Origin of the sequence: Microbaculum marinisediminis, assembly GCF_025397915.1 — a bacterium.
GTDB classification, from domain to species: domain Bacteria; phylum Pseudomonadota; class Alphaproteobacteria; order Rhizobiales; family Tepidamorphaceae; genus Microbaculum; species Microbaculum marinisediminis.
In genome coordinates this window covers 464,355-480,027 of the sequence record NZ_JALIDZ010000002.1, presented here as the reverse complement: position 1 = coordinate 480,027, position 15,673 = coordinate 464,355, and the positions used below count along the sequence as shown (strand labels likewise).

The window sequence follows — 15,673 nt, the reverse complement described above, 5'->3', positions numbered from 1 at the left end:
TAAGTTGCACTTTTTCTGGCATGCCCGAAAAAGCGGCATCGAAACGGTGCAATAGATATCAATATTCGTGATACTGGAGCACAGCATTTTCGATTTAACAATACCATCAACCTGCGCAAACATAGGGACCGACCTTGCGGCTGCACCCTGCCGCGCTATCCGGGTCCACTTGGGAGGTGTTGATGAACCGCTATCTTCAAGGTGCCGCTGTTGCGGCCATCCTCGTCGGGGCCGCCGGTGCGGCTTCGGCGGCCGACTGGTTCCCTTATCCGGTTGAATCGTGGGATCCGCCCTTCGACATGGCGAGCCCGCGAACCTCGGTTGAATACGTGCCGCTCGACAAGGCCAGCAAGCCTTGGGAGCTGTGCGTCTCGTTCCCGCACATGAAGGATGCCTACTGGCTCGGCGTCGACTACGGCGTGTCCGAAGAAGCCAAGCGCCTCGGGGTCAAGATGCAGCTCGTCGAAGCGGGCGGCTACACCGAGCTACAGAAGCAGGTCTCCCAGATCGAGGACTGCGTGGCCGCGGGGGCGGACGCCGTCATCATCGGCGCAATCTCCTTCGACGGCCTCAACAACCTGGTTTCCGAGATCCGCAAGAAAGACATTCCCGTGATCGACGTGATCAACGGCATGTCCTCGCCGGAACTGTCGGCCAAATCGCTCGTCTCCTTCGGCGAAATGGGCGCCAAGGCCGGTCAGTTCCTGGCCGAGGCTCATCCCGCGGGTTCCGAGACGGTGAAGGTCGGCTGGTTCCCGGGCCCGGCGGGCGCCGGCTGGGTGGAGGCCGGCAACACTGGCTTCATCGGTGCCGTGGACGGCAGTGCCGTCGAGGTCGTCGAGACCAAGTACGGCGACACCGGCAAGGAAGCCCAGTCGAAGCTGGTCGAGGATACCCTCGAGGCCCATCCCGACCTCGACTACATCGTCGGCACGGCCGTAACCGCCGAAGCGGCCGTTCCGATCCTGCGCGACCGCGGCCTGACCGATCAGGTCAAGGTGCTGTCCTATTACTTCACGCCCGGCGTCGATCAGGGCATCCGGCGCGGCCAGATCCTCGCCGCCCCGACCGACTCCACCGTGATCCAGGGCCGTATCGCCGTCGATCAGGCGGTCCGCATCCTCGAAGGCAAGGACTACATGAAGCACGTCGGTCCGGCGCTCTATGTGGTCAGCCAGGACACGATCAAGGACTTCGATCCGTCCTCGACGCTTGCCCCGGACGGCTTCAAGCCGGTCTTCCGGGTCGAGTAGGCCGCGAACAGCCGCCGCGCACAGGACCCGGTTCGCCATGAACACGGAAGATCAGCGCGGCGGCCCCGCTTTCGGGGCCGCCTCTTCCCCCGGGAACGACAGGGGCCCCGCTTTCGGGGCCGCCCCTCTCCTCGAGACGCGCGGGATATCCAAGCAGTATCCGGGGGTGCTGGCGCTCGACCGGGTCGATTTCGATCTGAAGCCGGGTGAGGTGCACATCCTGTTCGGGGAGAATGGGGCGGGCAAGTCCACGTTGATTTCCATTCTCGCCGGCGTGCAGCGGCCGACCCAGGGCGAGGTCCGCTTCCGGGGCGAGAAGATCGAGCACGAGTCGGTCCATCAGGCACGGGAACTCGGCATTTCGGCGGTGTTCCAGGAATTCTCCCTGGTCCCGCAGATGACCGTCGAGGAAAACCTGTTCCTGGGAGCGGAGATCACGCGCGGCGGCGTCTTGGACAAGGTCGCACTTCATCGCCGTGCCCAGGAGATCATCGACCGGCTCGGCTTCCCGTTGCGGCCCGGCGACCGGGTACAGCATCTGACCCGTGCCGAACAGCAGATGGTCGAAATTGCCAAGGCGTTTCGTTCGGATCTGTCGGTTCTCATTCTCGACGAGCCGACGGCCTCGCTGACCGATCGCGAGACCGAGCAGCTCTTCGCCCTGATCGATCAGATCAAAGCCGAGGGTGTCGGGGTGGTCTACATCACCCATCGTATGCAGGAAATCCGCCGCATCGGCGACCGCATCACGGTGCTGCGCGACGGCCGCTATGTCGCGACGCTGGACGCCAAGACCGCAGGCGACGAAGAACTGGTCCGCCTGATGACCGGACGGGTCATCTCCGAGCTGTTCCCGAGCATCAGGTTCGAACCCGGCGAGGAAAGGCTGCGGATCGATCGCTTGACCACGCCGAAGAAGACGGTGGTGGATGCCTCGCTCACCGTCAGGAGCGGCGAGATCGTCGGCCTGGCCGGCCTAGTCGGCTCCGGCAAGTCCGAGATCATGCGCGCCGCGTTCGGCGTCGACCCTGTTGCCACTGGTAAGGTCACTCTGAAAGGCGAGGACATAAGCGGCCTTTCGACCCGCGAGCGGATGAACCGCGGCCTGTTCTACATTCCGCCGGACAGGCGCGAGGAGGGGCTGATAATGATGCGCTCCTGCCGCGAGAACATGTCGCTGCCCTCGCTCGACCGCGCTCCGTTCGCCAAGGGGGGCTTGCTCGACCGCGTTGGCGAGGCGCGCAGGGCGGGCGAACTCGCCGACCGCATGAATCTGCAGCCGCGCCGCATCGAGCGCGCCGTCGACCATTTCTCCGGCGGCAACCAGCAGAAGGTGCTGCTTGCCAAATGCCTGACGCGGCCCGTCGACGTCTATGTCTTCGATGAGCCGACCGTCGGTGTCGATGTCGGTACGCGCGCGGCGATCTACGCGTTTATCCGCGACCTCTGCGAGGCCGGTGCCGCGGTGGTGCTTATCTCCTCGGATCTGCCCGAGATCCTGCACCTTACGAACCGCGTCTACGTGTTCTACCGCGGCCGGGTGATGGCCGAGGTCCACGGTGAGGACATCACCGAGGAAAACCTGCTCAAGCATTTCTTCGAAAGGGAGGCGGCGTGATGGCCAGCCCCGAGACCGGAACCAAGGCCGATATCTCCGCACCGAAGCGCGATCTCGCCTACTGGATGAAGTTCCTCTTCATCCGCCTCGGCGTTCTGCCGTTCCTGCTGGTCATTGCGATTGTCATCTTCACGATGATGTCCGACAACTTCCTGTCGGCGCGAAATCTCACCAATGTCGTGCGCCAGTCTGTCTATTTGATGATCGTCTCGCTGGGCCAGATGTTCGCGCTTCTGACCGGCGGCTTCGACCTGTCGGTCGGCACCATCCTGGCGATCACATCGGTCGTCGGCGCTTCGGTGATGGCGGCCGTATACGCCACGATGCCGGATGCGGTCGTGCTTGCGATCGCGATCGGCGCGCTGGCCGGCATTGCCGCCGGTGTCGCCGTCGGCGTCTGCAACGGGATCGGCGTGGCGGTGTTCGGCGTGTCGCCGTTCATCATGACGCTCGGCATGTCCTCTGTCGGCTTCGGCATAGCGCTGTTCCTGACCGGCGGCGTTCCGGTCTACGGCATGCCCGTCGAGTTCGGCGAGTTCTTCGGCTTCGGAAAACTGTTCGGCGTGCCGGTCCCGATCTATATCGCCGCGCTCCTGGCGCTGGTTACCTTCTTTTTCGTCAACTGGACCCGTCAGGGCCGCTACTTCTATGCCGTCGGCGGCAACGAGAAGGCCGCGCGCCTGTCGGGCATCAACACGCGCATGACGCTGTTCATCACCTACGTGCTGACGGCGCTGCTCGCCGGTATCGCCGGCATGCTGCTGACCGCCCGTCTGGATACCGGCGAAGCCAATATCGGCGCGTCGATGCCGCTCGAATCCATCGCCGCCTGCGTCATCGCCGGCGTCTCGCTGCGCGGCGGCGTCGGCCGTGTCGAGAACGTGGTGCTGGGCGCGCTGTTCATCGTGCTGGTGCAGAACGGCATGAACCTGGCGCGCATCGAATCCTATCTGCAGATGGTCGTGCTCGGTGCGTTGCTGATCCTGGCGGTGATCGCCGACCAGATCCGTCTCCGGTATCTCGCCGGATCCCAGGACTGAATGACGGATGACCACGCGGATCCCAAGGGAGGCCATAAACCGATGACGTTCTTGAACTGCGACATGGGCGAGAGCTACGGGCTCTATCGGATGGGCGACGACGAGGCGCTGATGCCGCTGATTTCGGCCGCCAACGTTGCCTGCGGTTTTCACGCTTCCGACTTCAACCACATCCCCAAGACGGTGCGGCTGGCGAAGAAGCACGGCGTCAAGGTCGGCGCCCATCCCTCGCTGCCCGACCTGCAGGGTTTCGGTCGGCGCGAAATGACGATGCCGCGCGACGAGCTGGCCAACTGCCTAATCTATCAGATCGGCGCGTTGAAGGGCTTCCTCGACGCCGAGGGCATGCCGCTCAACCACATCAAGCCGCATGGAGCGCTTTACGGCATGGCCGCGCGGATGGAGGACGTGGCGCACGCGGTCTGCGATGCCGCGGACATCTACGATTTACCGATCATGGGCATGATCGAGACCTGCCACGAGAAGGTCTACACCGCGCGCGGACATGTCTTCATCGCCGAGTACTATGCCGACCTCTACTATAACGGTCAGGGCAAGCTGCTCATTACGCGCGAACACGATCCTGTCGACCCGCAGGATGCGGCCGAGCGCGCGGTGCGCGCGGTCCGGGAAGGGGTGACGAAGTCCGTCGACGGCAACGACATTCCGGTGCGCGCCGACGCGATCTGCGTCCACTCCGATACGCCGAATGCGGTCGAGGTTGCCAGGGCCGTACGCGACGCGGTCGCGCCCTATCTCGAGGCGGCCTGAGCGACGGCGAGCCTTACGGACAATTCGAACGAAGAAGAGAGACGGGATACCATGAGCATCGAAATCCTCTCCCCGCTGCCGGGAACCTTCTATCGCAAGCCGGCGCCTGACCAGGCGCCCTACAAGGAAGACGGCGACGCCGTCGCGAAGGGCGAGGTCATCGGCCTCGTCGAGGTCATGAAGACCTTCTACGAGGTCAAGGCCGACGCCGACGGACAAATCGAGTCGTTTCTCGTCGAGAACGAGGACGCCGTCCAGGCCGGCCAGCCGCTGGCCAGGCTCAAGGGCTGAGACGGGCAGCACATGGCCATTCGCAAACTGCTGGTCGCCAACCGCGGCGAGATCGCCGTGCGGATCATCCGTGCGGCGCGTGATCTCGGCATTCGCACGGTCCAGGCCCACAGCGAAGCCGATACCGCTTCGCTGGCGGTGCAACTCGCCGATTCCGCCGTCAACATCGGGCCCGCCCAGGCGCCGAAATCGTACCTGAACATCAAGGCGATCGTGGAGGCGGCAAAGGCGAGCGGCGCCGACGCCGTGCATCCCGGTTATGGCTTTCTGGCCGAAAGCTCGCATTTCGCCGACGCGGTCGAGGCGGCGGGGCTGACATTCGTCGGACCGCGCGGCGACACGATCCGGATGATGGGCGACAAGGTGGCCGCCCGCGCCGCCGCGGCGAAAGCCGGCGTGCCGACGGTGCCCGGCAGCGACGGGCGCATCGACGACGTCGCCGAAGCCGAAGCGCTCGCCGGGAAGATCGGATATCCGGTGATGATCAAGGCCGCCGCCGGCGGCGGCGGTCGCGGAATCCGCATTGCCCACGACCCGAAGGAGTTCGCGCAGTTCTTCCAGCTCGCCCAGACCGAGGCCCGCTCGGCCTTCGGCGACGGCGGGCTCTACGTGGAAAAGGTGGTCGGGCAGGCGCGGCATATCGAGGTGCAGGTGCTCGGCGACGGTACCAACGTCATCCATTGTTTCGAGCGCGAATGCTCGTTGCAGCGACGCCGCCAGAAGGTGTGGGAGGAGGCGCCTTCGACCGCCTTGTCCGAGGACGCCCGCCAACGGCTGTGCGACTCCGCCGTCGCATTGGCGCAATCGGTCAATTATCGCGGCGCCGGCACGCTGGAATATCTTTACGACGATGCCAGCGGCGACTTCTATTTCATCGAAATGAACACCCGCATCCAGGTCGAGCATCCGGTGACCGAGTGGATCACCGGGGTCGATCTCGTCGGCGAGATGCTGAGGATCGCAGGCGGCGAGCCGCTGCGTCTCAGGCAGCAGGACGTCACCCGGCGCGGCCACGCCATCGAGGTGCGTATCAACGCCGAGGATCCGTCCAACGACTTCATGCCGTTCCCGGGCGTCGTCGGCGGCCTGCGCATTCCCGGCGGACCGGGCGTGCGCTTCGACACCATGCTCTACCAGGGCTACGCCATTCCGCCCTTCTACGACTCGCTGCTGGGAAAACTGATCGTCTGGGGCGAGGATCGCGAGCGCGCCATCGTTCGGATGAAACGGGCGCTCGGCGAACTGGAGGTCGCCGGCGTCAAGACGACCATTCCGTTGTACGCGGCACTGGCCGGCGATCCGGACGTCCGTGCCAACGCGGTGCATACCCGCTGGCTCGAGCATTGGCTCGAGTCGAACGCAAAGCAGTTGTGAGGGGGAGTTAGCCAAAGATGGAAAACAGATACTCCTTTGGCGGCGACGAGCACATCTTCGTCGAAGTCAACGAGGAAATGTCCCTTGAGGCCTTCTTCAAGAGCCTGTCGATCACCAGTGCGGTGAAAGAGGCGGAAATCAAGGGCGTTACCGAGATCTGCCCGGCCAATGCGTCGTTCCAGATCAAGTTCGATCCCGACGTGATCCATCCCGACGACATGCTCAAGGAGCTGAAGTCGTTGGAGGTGGCAGCCGAAAAGGCGGAGTCGCGGATCGCTACGCGCATCGTCGAAGTTCCGGTCTTCTACCAGGACCCGTGGACGCACGAGACGCTGATGCGCTTCCGGGAGCGGCATCAGGATCCGAGCGCGACTGACATCGAGTATGCCGCCCGCATCAACGGCTACGACACAGTCGACAAGTTCATCGAGGCCCATTCCGGGGCGCCGTGGTTCGTGTCGATGGTCGGCTTCGTCTCCGGCCTGCCGTTCCTCTACCAGATGGTCGAGCGCGCCCGGCAGATCGAGGTGCCGAAGTATCTGCGGCCTCGTACCGACACGCCGAGGCTCACCGTCGGCATCGGCGGCTGCTTCGGCTGCATCTATTCGGTGCGCGGCGCTGGTGGCTACCAGATGTTCGGCATCACCCCGATGCCGATCTTCGATCCCAATCAGGAAATCAACTACCTCAGCGACTTCATGGTCTTCTTCAAGCCCGGCGATATCGTCAAATGGAAGCCGATCGGCCGCGAGGAGTATGACGAAGCGGTTGCCCAGGTCGAAGCCAACACGTTCACGCCGCGGACCCACGACGTGACCTTCGATCTCGGGGAATTCGAAAAGGATATCGACGGCTACAACGCCAAGCTGATGGAGGGGCTCTATGGCAATTAAGGTCAACAATCCGGGGCTCGCCACCACCATTCAGGACCTCGGCCGGCCCGGCTACTATCACCTCGGCATTCCGATCGGCGGCGCCATGGACCGTTTCGCGCTGCACTGCGCCAATCTGCTCGTCGGCAACGGTGAGGGCGCAGCCTGCCTGGAATGCGTGTTCATGGGCCCGGAACTCGAGTTCACCGAGGACGCGACGGTGGCCGTCACCGGCGCCGATCTGCCGCCGAAGCTCGATGGCGAGCCACGCGCGACCTGGACCTCCTTCAAGGTGAAGGCGGGGCAGGTTCTGTCCTTCGATTTTCTGAAGGCGGGGGCGCGCGCCTATATTGCGGTATCGGGCGGCATCGACGTGCCGGTCCAGCTGGGCAGTCGTTCGACCTATGCGATCGGCGCGCTTGGCGGTGTCGATGGCAGGGCGATCGCGGCCGGCGACGAGCTTCCCGTCGGATCGGGAGCGGGAGCGGCCGAAGGGCGCAGCGTTCCCGCGAACATGCGCCGCATGCCGAGTGGCGCGGTCGAGCTGCGCATGCTGCCCGGCCTCTACTGGCACCGCATCACCAAGGAGGCCGGAGCGCACTTCTTCGAGGACACCTGGAAGGTGGCCCCCGAATGCGACCGCATGGGCTACCGCTTCCGTGGCGGTCGTCCGCTGGACTTCGTGCCGCGTGAGCAGCCGTTCGGCGCTGGCTCCGACCCCTCGAACATCGTCGACGCCTGCTATCCCTATGGCTCGATCCAGGTGCCCGGCGGTACCGAGCCGATCGTCCTGCATCGCGATGCGGTGTCGGGCGGCGGCTACTTCATGCTCGGCACGGTGATTTCCGCCGACATGGACCTGATAGGCCAGATGCAGCCGCATACGGAGACCAGGTTCGTCGCCGTCGACATGGACCAGGCGTTGAAGGCACGTAAGGAACGGCACGCTGCTCTCGACGAGGTGCGGGCGCACTTGTCCTGATCGCAAACGTCACGGACAGGAGGCGGATCGGGGCGCGCCGCTGCGGCATTTCTCCGATCCGCCAATACAATGCGGCTGCCGCGCGAATGGCTCTGGGCGAACCCGGTCTTTGCGAGGGGACGTCGGCGTTTGAGTGCCGCGCCGGCGGGGGTCTCGCGTCCGTCTCATGCATGGTTAATTATTCGGCGTAACAGCTCGTAAACACATGGCGCGTTATTTTCGACCCGATATTTGAGGGGCTCGCAATGACGCGATTCCGCGACAGATGGCCGAACTTGGCGCGCACCGTCCTGCCGGCGGACGATGCGGACAGAGTGTTGTGGTACGGCCTGCTCGTCGTCCTCGGTGCCGCGGCGCTGACTTTGTCCGCCAAGGTCCAGATCCCGTTCTGGCCGACGCCTTTCACCATGCAGACACTGGTCGTGCTTCTGATCGGGGCCGTGTTCGGGCTTCGCCTTGGCATCGCGACGGTCGCCGTCTATCTCGCTGAAGGCGCGGTCGGTTGGCCGGTCTTCGCCGGCGGTGGCGGATACGCCTATTTCCTTGGGCCGACCGGCGGATTTCTGATCGGCTTCCTCGTCGCCGTAGCGGTCGTCGGATACCTCGCCGAACACGGCTTCGACCGGCGCTGGCATACCGCTCTGATTGCCTTCCTTGCTGGCGATGCCGTGCTGTTCGCCTTCGGCCTGGCGTGGCTCATCTATCTGTTCGGTGTCGCCGATGCGATTTCGATCGGCCTCACGCCGTTCCTGCTTGCCGAAGCCGTCAAGATCACAGTGGCGATGGCCGCCCTGCCGTTCGCGTGGAAACTTGTCGGTCCCCGGTTCGGCTACCGGCACTGATCCGCGGTTTTGCACCGGTCGGACCGATCGTTTTTTTGACCGGACGGTAGAAACCTGTCTTAAAATCCGCTTCCGTGGCACGCCCGTCGCACACTTCGCACGACGCGGCGGCGTTTCGACTCGGATGGGGGGCGGCGTGAGCGATGGTTCGTTTCATGAGAGTGCGCAATTGCGCGCCGCTGTCCTGCCCCGACCGTGTGCAACGGCGACGTCCGCCCGTGGCCGTCGCAGCGTCGGGCTTCGACGCGCCGAGTTCGCGCCGATATGGCATGTTTCTTGTTTTCCGTGCATTCCCGACTGGGAAAACTGAGTCGCCGATCGATAATCGAAGAGAGGGGAGAAGTTCACATGAGATCCGGTTGGACTGTTCGTTTCACCCGCCGCGCCGTACTCGGCGCCGCCGCACTCGCGCTTGCGGTCGGCGTTGGCGGTAGCCCCGCCGCGGCGCAGAAGGCCAAGCCCATCAAGGTCGCGGCGATCTACACCGTGCCTGTCGAGCAGCAGTGGGTGAGCCGCATCCACAAGGCGCTCAACACCGCCAAGGACCGGGGCGACATCACCTACGTCTACTCCGAGAACGTCGCCAACACCGACTACGAGCGCGTCATGCGCGAATATGCCGAGCAGGGCATGGATCTCGTTCTTGGCGAGGCCTTCGCCGTGGAGCGGGCCGCGCGCAAGGTGGCGGCGGAGTATCCCGAAACCGCCTTCCTGCTCGGCTCGTCCTTCGGGCCGTCGCAGCCGAATTTCGCGGTGTTCGACAACTTCATCCATGAGCCCAGCTACCTGACCGGCATGATCGCCGGCGCGGCGACGGAGTCGAACATCATCGGCATGGTCGGCGGCTACGCGATTCCCGAGGTGAACCGTCTGATGAACGCCTTCATGGAGGGCGCGCTGGCGGTGAACCCGGACGTGAAGTTCCTCGTGACCTTCATCAACTCCTGGTACGACCCGCCGAAGGCCAAGGAAGCCGCCTTCGCCATGATCGACAAGGGCGCCGACATCCTCTACGCCGAGCGGTTCGGCGTCTCCGACGCCGCCAAGGAACGCGGCATCAAGGCGATCGGCAACGTCATCGATACGGCCGGCGACTATCCCGGCACCATCCTGGCGAGTGCCTTGTGGCACATGGAGCCGACCGTCGACCGCGCCATCGACGCGGTGGCGAACGGCACCTTCGAGCCGGCCGATTACGGCCAGTTCAGCTACATGGGATATGGCGGCGGCTCCTTCGTCGTTGACGAATCCCTTGCCCCGGCCGATGCCGTCAAGGCAGCCCGGGAGACGGAACAGGAAATCAAGGACGGCCTGTTCCGCGTCAACGTCAACGACGCCGAACCCAAGTCGACGATGTGAGGCATACCCGGCGCGGGGGAGGGGACGGACTAGGCCGATCCTCCCCCGGGCCGAATGTTCGGGCGAGGGCGCCGCGCGACCGCGGGCCGCGAGCGTTGCATGATCGGGAGGAGGGGGAGCCGATCCCATGATTGCATCCGGAACTGACCGATCCGGGGCGCCCGTCGTCCTGGCGCTTCGGGATATCTCCAAGCGCTTCGGTCCGCTGCTGGCGAACGACGCGATCGACCTGGAGCTGAGGCGCGGCGAGATCCTGGCGCTGCTCGGCGAAAACGGCGCCGGCAAGACGACGCTGATGAACATCCTGTTCGGTCACTACGTGGCCGACGAGGGCGAGGTGCTGGTCGCCGGTGCATCCGGCGTGCTCGAGCCGCTGGAGCCGGGCTCCCCGCATGCCGCCCTCGAGGCCGGCATCGGCATGGTGCACCAGCATTTCACGCTGGCCGAAAACCTGACGGGCCTCGAAAACATCGTGCTCGGCACCGGTCCGGCACTGAGCCTGCGGCTGTCCACCGGCCCGGCCCGGCGCAAGGTCGCCGCGCTGATGAAGCGCTCGGGTCTCACCGTCGACCTGGACATCCAGGTTTCGCGCCTGACCGTCGGCGAGAAGCAGCGCGTCGAGATCCTCAAGGCGCTGTATCGCGACGCCCGCATCCTCGTCATGGACGAACCGACCGCGGTGCTGACGCCGCAGGAGGCGGAGGGCCTGTTCGAGACGGTCCGGCATCTCGCGGAAACCGGTCTGGCGGTGATCTTCATCGCCCACAAACTCGCCGAGGTCCTGGCGGTATCCGACCGCATCGCCGTGCTGCGCGCCGGCAGGAAGGTCGGCGAGATGGCCCGCGCCGATGCCGACCGGCGCAGGATCGCCGAGATGATGGTTGGCCGCGACGTGCCGGAAAGCCGTCGCACGCCGCGTGAGCCGGGCAAACCCCTGCTCGAGCTGCGCGAGGTCGCCGTGGCCGGTGCCGATGTCCGCAAGTCCCTGCACGCGGTCTCGCTGATGGTGCGCGAGGGCGAGATCGTCGGCATCGCCGGCGTTTCCGGTAACGGCCAGGCGGCGCTCGCCGGCCTCGTCGCCGGCCTCGCCGCGCCGACCTCCGGCGAATTGATCCTCTATGGCGACAGGGTCACGCGTTTCGATCCGCGCCGGTTTTCCCGCGCCGGCATCGCCCGCATTCCGGAGGATCGCCACCACGACGGCGTCGTCGGCGCCATGACGGTCGCGGAGAACGTGGTGATCGAGGAGGTGCGCGAACCGGGCTACCAGTCGGCGGGTTTCCTCAAGCGCCAGCCGATCCGCGCCCGCGCATTGGATGCCATCCGCGATTACGACGTCCGCTGTCCCGGACCCGATGCTCCCGCGCGGCTGCTGTCGGGCGGCAATATCCAGAAGCTGATCCTTGCCCGTGTCCTGGACCGCAGTCCGAGGGTGATCCTCGCCAACCAGCCGACGCGCGGCCTCGACGTCGGCGCCCAGACCGAGGTGCACCGTCGCCTGCTCGAGGCGCGCGGGCGCGGGGCCGGCGTGCTGCTGATCTCCGAGGACCTGGACGAGCTGATGATCGTTTCCGACCGCATCGCCGTCATTCACAACGGCCACCTCTCCGAGCCGATGCCGGCGGATACGCTGGATCGCGGCACGCTCGGCCTGATGATGGCCGGGCATGAAGAGGAGACCGCGGCGTGATCCGGTTCGAGCCGCGCCCCGTTTCGCCCGTCCTCTCCGTCGTGGTCCCTGTCGCGGCCGCGCTGATCTCGCTGGCCTTCGCCGCGATCCCGCTCGCCTTTGCCGGAGCCCCGATCTTCTCCTCCTACGGCCTGATGGTGAAGGGCGCCTACGGCTCGCTCTTCGCCTTCTCCGAGACGCTGACGCGCACCACGCCGCTGATCCTGACCGGCCTCGCCGCCGCGGTCGCCTTCCGGGCGAAGCTCTGGAATATCGGCGGTGAGGGCCAGCTCTATGCCGGCGCGCTCGCCGCCGTGGCGATCGGAACCGGTGTGATCGGCGGGCCGAGCTGGGTGATGATCCCGGCGGTCGTGATCGCCGGCGCCGTCGCCGGAGCGCTCCTGATGCTCGGCCCTGCGCTGTTGAAGCTGCGGTTCGGCGCCGACGAGGTGGTCACGACCCTGCTCCTGAACTTCATCATGCTCCTGTTCGTGCAGATGATGCTCGAAGGCGCGCTGAAGGACCCGATGGGGCTCGGCTGGCCGCAATCTCCGCCGATCGTCGACGAGGCCATGCTGCCGACCCTGATCGAGCGCATGCGCGTCCATTCCGGCCTGCTGATCGGTCTGGCGATGGCCGTGCTGGTCTACGTCATGATGCGCTACACGGTGTGGGGCTACGAGATCCGCGCCGTCGGCGAGAACGCGTCGGCGGCGCGCTATGCCGGCATTCCCGTGACGGCGACCGTCGTGCGCGTGGCGCTGATCTCCGGCGGTCTTGCCGGTCTCGCCGGTGTCGGCGAGGTGGCGGGTCTGAAGGGCTATCTCACCGCCGACCTGTCGCCGGGTTTCGGCTATGCCGGCATCGTCGTGGCCATGCTGGCGGGCCTGTCGCCGCTCGGCGTTGTCGCCGCCGCCCTGTTCGTCGCCAGCGTTTTCGTCGGCGCCGACTCGATGAGCCGCGCGATCGGCGTCTCCAGCTATCTGGCCGACCTGGTCGTCGCCATGTCGCTGCTCTGCGTGCTGGTTGGCGGTTTCCTGGTGCGCTTCCGCATCCGCTGGGTCGGGCGACACCACGCGGCACAGACCCATGCGCGGTCGGGCGGGGAGGGCTGAGACGATGGAAATCCTCGAGATCCTCGTCACGGCGAACTTCTGGGCCGCCGCCGTCCGCATCGCCTCGCCGCTGATCTTCGGCGTCCTCGGCGCGCTGATCTGCGAGCGCGCCGGCGTTCTCAACCTCGGTATCGAAGGCATCTTCACCGCCGGTGCCATGGCCGGCTGGATGGCGGTCTGGATCGGCCTGCCGCTGTGGGGCGGTGTCCTCGTCGCCGCCCTCACCGGCGGCGTCTTTGGCCTCCTGCATGCCGGCCTCACGGTGCCGCTCGGCCTGTCGCAGCACGTCTCCGGCATCGGCGTGACGCTGCTGGCCTCGAGCCTGGCCTATTTCACCTATCGAACGGCCCTGCCGGACGTTTCCTCTCCGCCGCGCATCGTGCCGTTCCAGCCGCTCGAAATCCCGGTCCTCTCCGACATCCCGTTCCTCGGGCCGGCGCTGTTCAACCAGACCGCGCTGACCTGGTTCGCCTTCATCATGGTCGGCGTCGTCGCTTGGGTGCTCTATCGCACGCCGCTGGGACTGGCGCTCAGGGCGGTTGGCGACAATCCGGCCTCTGTCGACGCGCAGGGCCTGTCGGTTTACGGGCTTCGCATCGGCGCGGTGGTCGCCGGGTCCGCGCTGATGGCCATTGGCGGCGCGTTCCTCACCATGTCCGCCTTCGACGCCTTCTTCTTCGGCATGGTCAACGGTCGCGGATGGATCTGCATCGCGCTCACCGTCTTCGCCTCCTGGCGGCCCGGAAAGGCGCTTCTGGGCGCGCTGCTGTTCGGCGCCTTCGACGCCTTCCAGGTGCGCCTGCAGACCGAGGTCGGGGCATTCCTGCCGAGCCAGGTCTTCCTGATGCTGCCATATGTCCTGTCGATCGTCGCGCTGGTCGTCGTGGCGCGGAAGGCGGATTATCCTAGGGCGCTGCTGGTGCCGTGGTTCAAGGGACAGCGCTGAGACGGCCAGTCGTGTACCCACGTCATCCCCGGACGCAGCACAGCGAAGATCCGGGGATCTCGTGCCGTATTCCGTATCCAGAGATTGCCGGGTCGAGCCCGGCAATGACGAATTGAGAAGATAGCCCCATGACCTTCGATCTGATTGTCAGAAACGCGACGCTGCCCGACGGGCGGACCGGCATCGACATCGCCTGCGAGAGCGGCCGGATCGCCGCCGTCGAACCGAGTATCGCCGCCGACGCCGGCCGGGTGATCGACGCGAACGGGCATCTTGTTTCCCCGCCCTTCGTCGATCCGCACTTCCACATGGACGCGACGCTGTCGCTCGGCATCCCGCGGATGAACCGGTCGGGAACCCTGCTCGAAGGCATCGCGCTGTGGGGCGAGTTGAAGCCGTTGCTGACCCGCGAGGCGGTGAAGGAGCGCGCACTCAGGTACTGCGATCTCGCGGTCAGCCAGGGTCTGCTGGCGATCCGCACCCACGTCGATGTCTGCGACGACCGCTTGCTCGCCGTCGAGGCATTGCTGGAGGTCAAGCGGGAGGTCGCGCCGTATATCGATCTGCAGCTCTGTGCCTTTCCGCAGGACGGCTATTACCGGTCGCCGACGGCGGCGGAGAACCTGGAACGGGCGCTGGACTTAGGGGTAGACGTGGTCGGCGGCATTCCGCATTTCGAACGCACCATGGCCGACGGCGCCCGCTCCGTCACCGCGCTCTGCGAGATCGCCGAGAAACGCGGCCTGCTGGTCGACCTGCATTGCGACGAGACCGACGACCCGATGTCGCGGCACATCGAGACGCTTGCCTACGAGACGCAACGGCTCGGCCTGCACGGCAGGGTCAATGGTTCGCACCTGACCTCCATGCATTCGATGGACAACTACTACGTCTCCAAGCTCCTGGCTCTGATGGCCGAAGCCCGCGTCTCGGCAATCCCCAATCCGCTCATCAACATCGTCATCCAGGGGCGCCACGATACCTACCCGAAGCGCCGCGGCATGACCCGCGTGCCGGAACTGCGCGCGCACGGCATCGAGGTCGCCTTCGGCCATGATTGCGTGATGGACCCCTGGTACTCGCTCGGCAACGCCGACATGCTCGAGGTCGCCGCCATGGGTCTGCACGTGGCGCAGATGACGAGCCGCGACGACATGCGCTGGTGTTTCGACCGGGTGACCAAGGGCGGCGCCGCGGTGATGCACCTCGATGGCTACGGCCTCGATGTCGGCTGCAACGCCGACATGGTGCTGCTCCAGGCCGCCGATCCCATCGAGGCGATCCGCCTGAAGGCGACCCGGCTCGCCGTCATCCGCCGCGGCAGGGTGATCGCCGAGACGCCGGCGCGCGTCGCGAGCCTCGCCCTGCCGGGCCGACCGGCGACCGTCGATCCGGCGTCCTATGCTCCGAAAGACGCGTCCGAAGACGCCGGCTGAAGTCGCCGGACGCAATTCAGTAAATTTGACCGATTGATAAAAATTTTGATCGGGTGAATAATTCTGTCAGGCTACGTGTCGAGTGGCCGGCGAGTTTCGTGTGTG

The 15,673-nt window shown here is 65.6% G+C and carries 14 protein-coding genes; all 14 read left to right on the top strand.

Going from position 1 to position 15,673, the window contains the following annotated elements:
• Positions 1 to 182: 182 nt before the first annotated feature.
• The gene (gene torT / locus MUB46_RS05585; RefSeq protein WP_261614890.1) at positions 183 to 1,253 is read left to right on the top strand and encodes a TMAO reductase system periplasmic protein TorT; all 1,071 of its coding nucleotides are present in this window, start codon (positions 183 to 185) and stop codon (positions 1,251 to 1,253) included.
• 37 nt (positions 1,254 to 1,290) lie between these two features.
• Complete coding sequence (locus MUB46_RS05580) at positions 1,291 to 2,871, top strand: sugar ABC transporter ATP-binding protein (RefSeq protein ID WP_261614889.1); 1,581 nt, start codon at positions 1,291 to 1,293, stop codon at positions 2,869 to 2,871.
• Positions 2,871 to 3,911, top strand: a complete 1,041-nt coding sequence (locus MUB46_RS05575) for an ABC transporter permease (RefSeq protein WP_261614888.1) — start codon at positions 2,871 to 2,873, stop codon at positions 3,909 to 3,911. Before MUB46_RS05580 ends, MUB46_RS05575 begins: the two co-directional genes overlap by 1 nt.
• Before the next feature lie 42 nt (positions 3,912 to 3,953).
• Positions 3,954 to 4,682: a LamB/YcsF family protein gene (locus MUB46_RS05570; protein ID WP_261614887.1), complete on the top strand. Its 729-nt coding sequence runs from the start codon at positions 3,954 to 3,956 to the stop codon at positions 4,680 to 4,682.
• Positions 4,683 to 4,733: 51 nt separating this feature from the next.
• On the top strand, positions 4,734 to 4,973 hold the full coding sequence (locus tag MUB46_RS05565; protein ID WP_261614886.1) for an acetyl-CoA carboxylase: 240 nt from the start codon (positions 4,734 to 4,736) through the stop codon (positions 4,971 to 4,973).
• Between the two features lie 12 nt (positions 4,974 to 4,985).
• On the top strand, positions 4,986 to 6,347 hold the full coding sequence (locus MUB46_RS05560; RefSeq protein WP_261614885.1) for an acetyl-CoA carboxylase biotin carboxylase subunit: 1,362 nt from the start codon (positions 4,986 to 4,988) through the stop codon (positions 6,345 to 6,347).
• A gap of 17 nt (positions 6,348 to 6,364) precedes the next feature.
• Positions 6,365 to 7,240, top strand: a complete 876-nt coding sequence (locus MUB46_RS05555; RefSeq protein ID WP_261614884.1) for a 5-oxoprolinase subunit B family protein — start codon at positions 6,365 to 6,367, stop codon at positions 7,238 to 7,240.
• Positions 7,230 to 8,201, top strand: coding sequence for a 5-oxoprolinase subunit C family protein (locus MUB46_RS05550; protein WP_261614883.1), 972 nt, complete (start codon positions 7,230 to 7,232; stop codon positions 8,199 to 8,201). Before MUB46_RS05555 ends, MUB46_RS05550 begins: the two co-directional genes overlap by 11 nt.
• 245 nt (positions 8,202 to 8,446) lie before the next feature.
• A complete protein-coding gene (locus tag MUB46_RS05545) occupies positions 8,447 to 9,043 on the top strand; it encodes a biotin transporter BioY (protein WP_261614882.1) in 597 nt (198 codons plus the stop codon).
• A gap of 348 nt (positions 9,044 to 9,391) precedes the next feature.
• Positions 9,392 to 10,402 (top strand): BMP family protein, encoded by a 1,011-nt coding sequence (locus tag MUB46_RS05540; RefSeq protein ID WP_261614881.1) that lies wholly within the window; start codon positions 9,392 to 9,394, stop codon positions 10,400 to 10,402.
• A 127-nt stretch (positions 10,403 to 10,529) separates the two neighbouring features.
• The gene (locus MUB46_RS05535; protein ID WP_261614880.1) at positions 10,530 to 12,092 is read left to right on the top strand and encodes an ABC transporter ATP-binding protein; all 1,563 of its coding nucleotides are present in this window, start codon (positions 10,530 to 10,532) and stop codon (positions 12,090 to 12,092) included.
• Positions 12,089 to 13,186: an ABC transporter permease gene (locus MUB46_RS05530; RefSeq protein ID WP_261614879.1), complete on the top strand. Its 1,098-nt coding sequence runs from the start codon at positions 12,089 to 12,091 to the stop codon at positions 13,184 to 13,186. The genes MUB46_RS05535 and MUB46_RS05530 overlap by 4 nt, the downstream gene beginning before the upstream one ends.
• 4 nt (positions 13,187 to 13,190) lie before the next feature.
• A complete protein-coding gene (locus MUB46_RS05525; RefSeq protein ID WP_261614878.1) occupies positions 13,191 to 14,132 on the top strand; it encodes an ABC transporter permease in 942 nt (313 codons plus the stop codon).
• A 128-nt stretch (positions 14,133 to 14,260) separates the two neighbouring features.
• Complete coding sequence (locus MUB46_RS05520; RefSeq protein ID WP_261614877.1) at positions 14,261 to 15,568, top strand: amidohydrolase family protein; 1,308 nt, start codon at positions 14,261 to 14,263, stop codon at positions 15,566 to 15,568.
• Positions 15,569 to 15,673 lie beyond the last annotated feature (105 nt).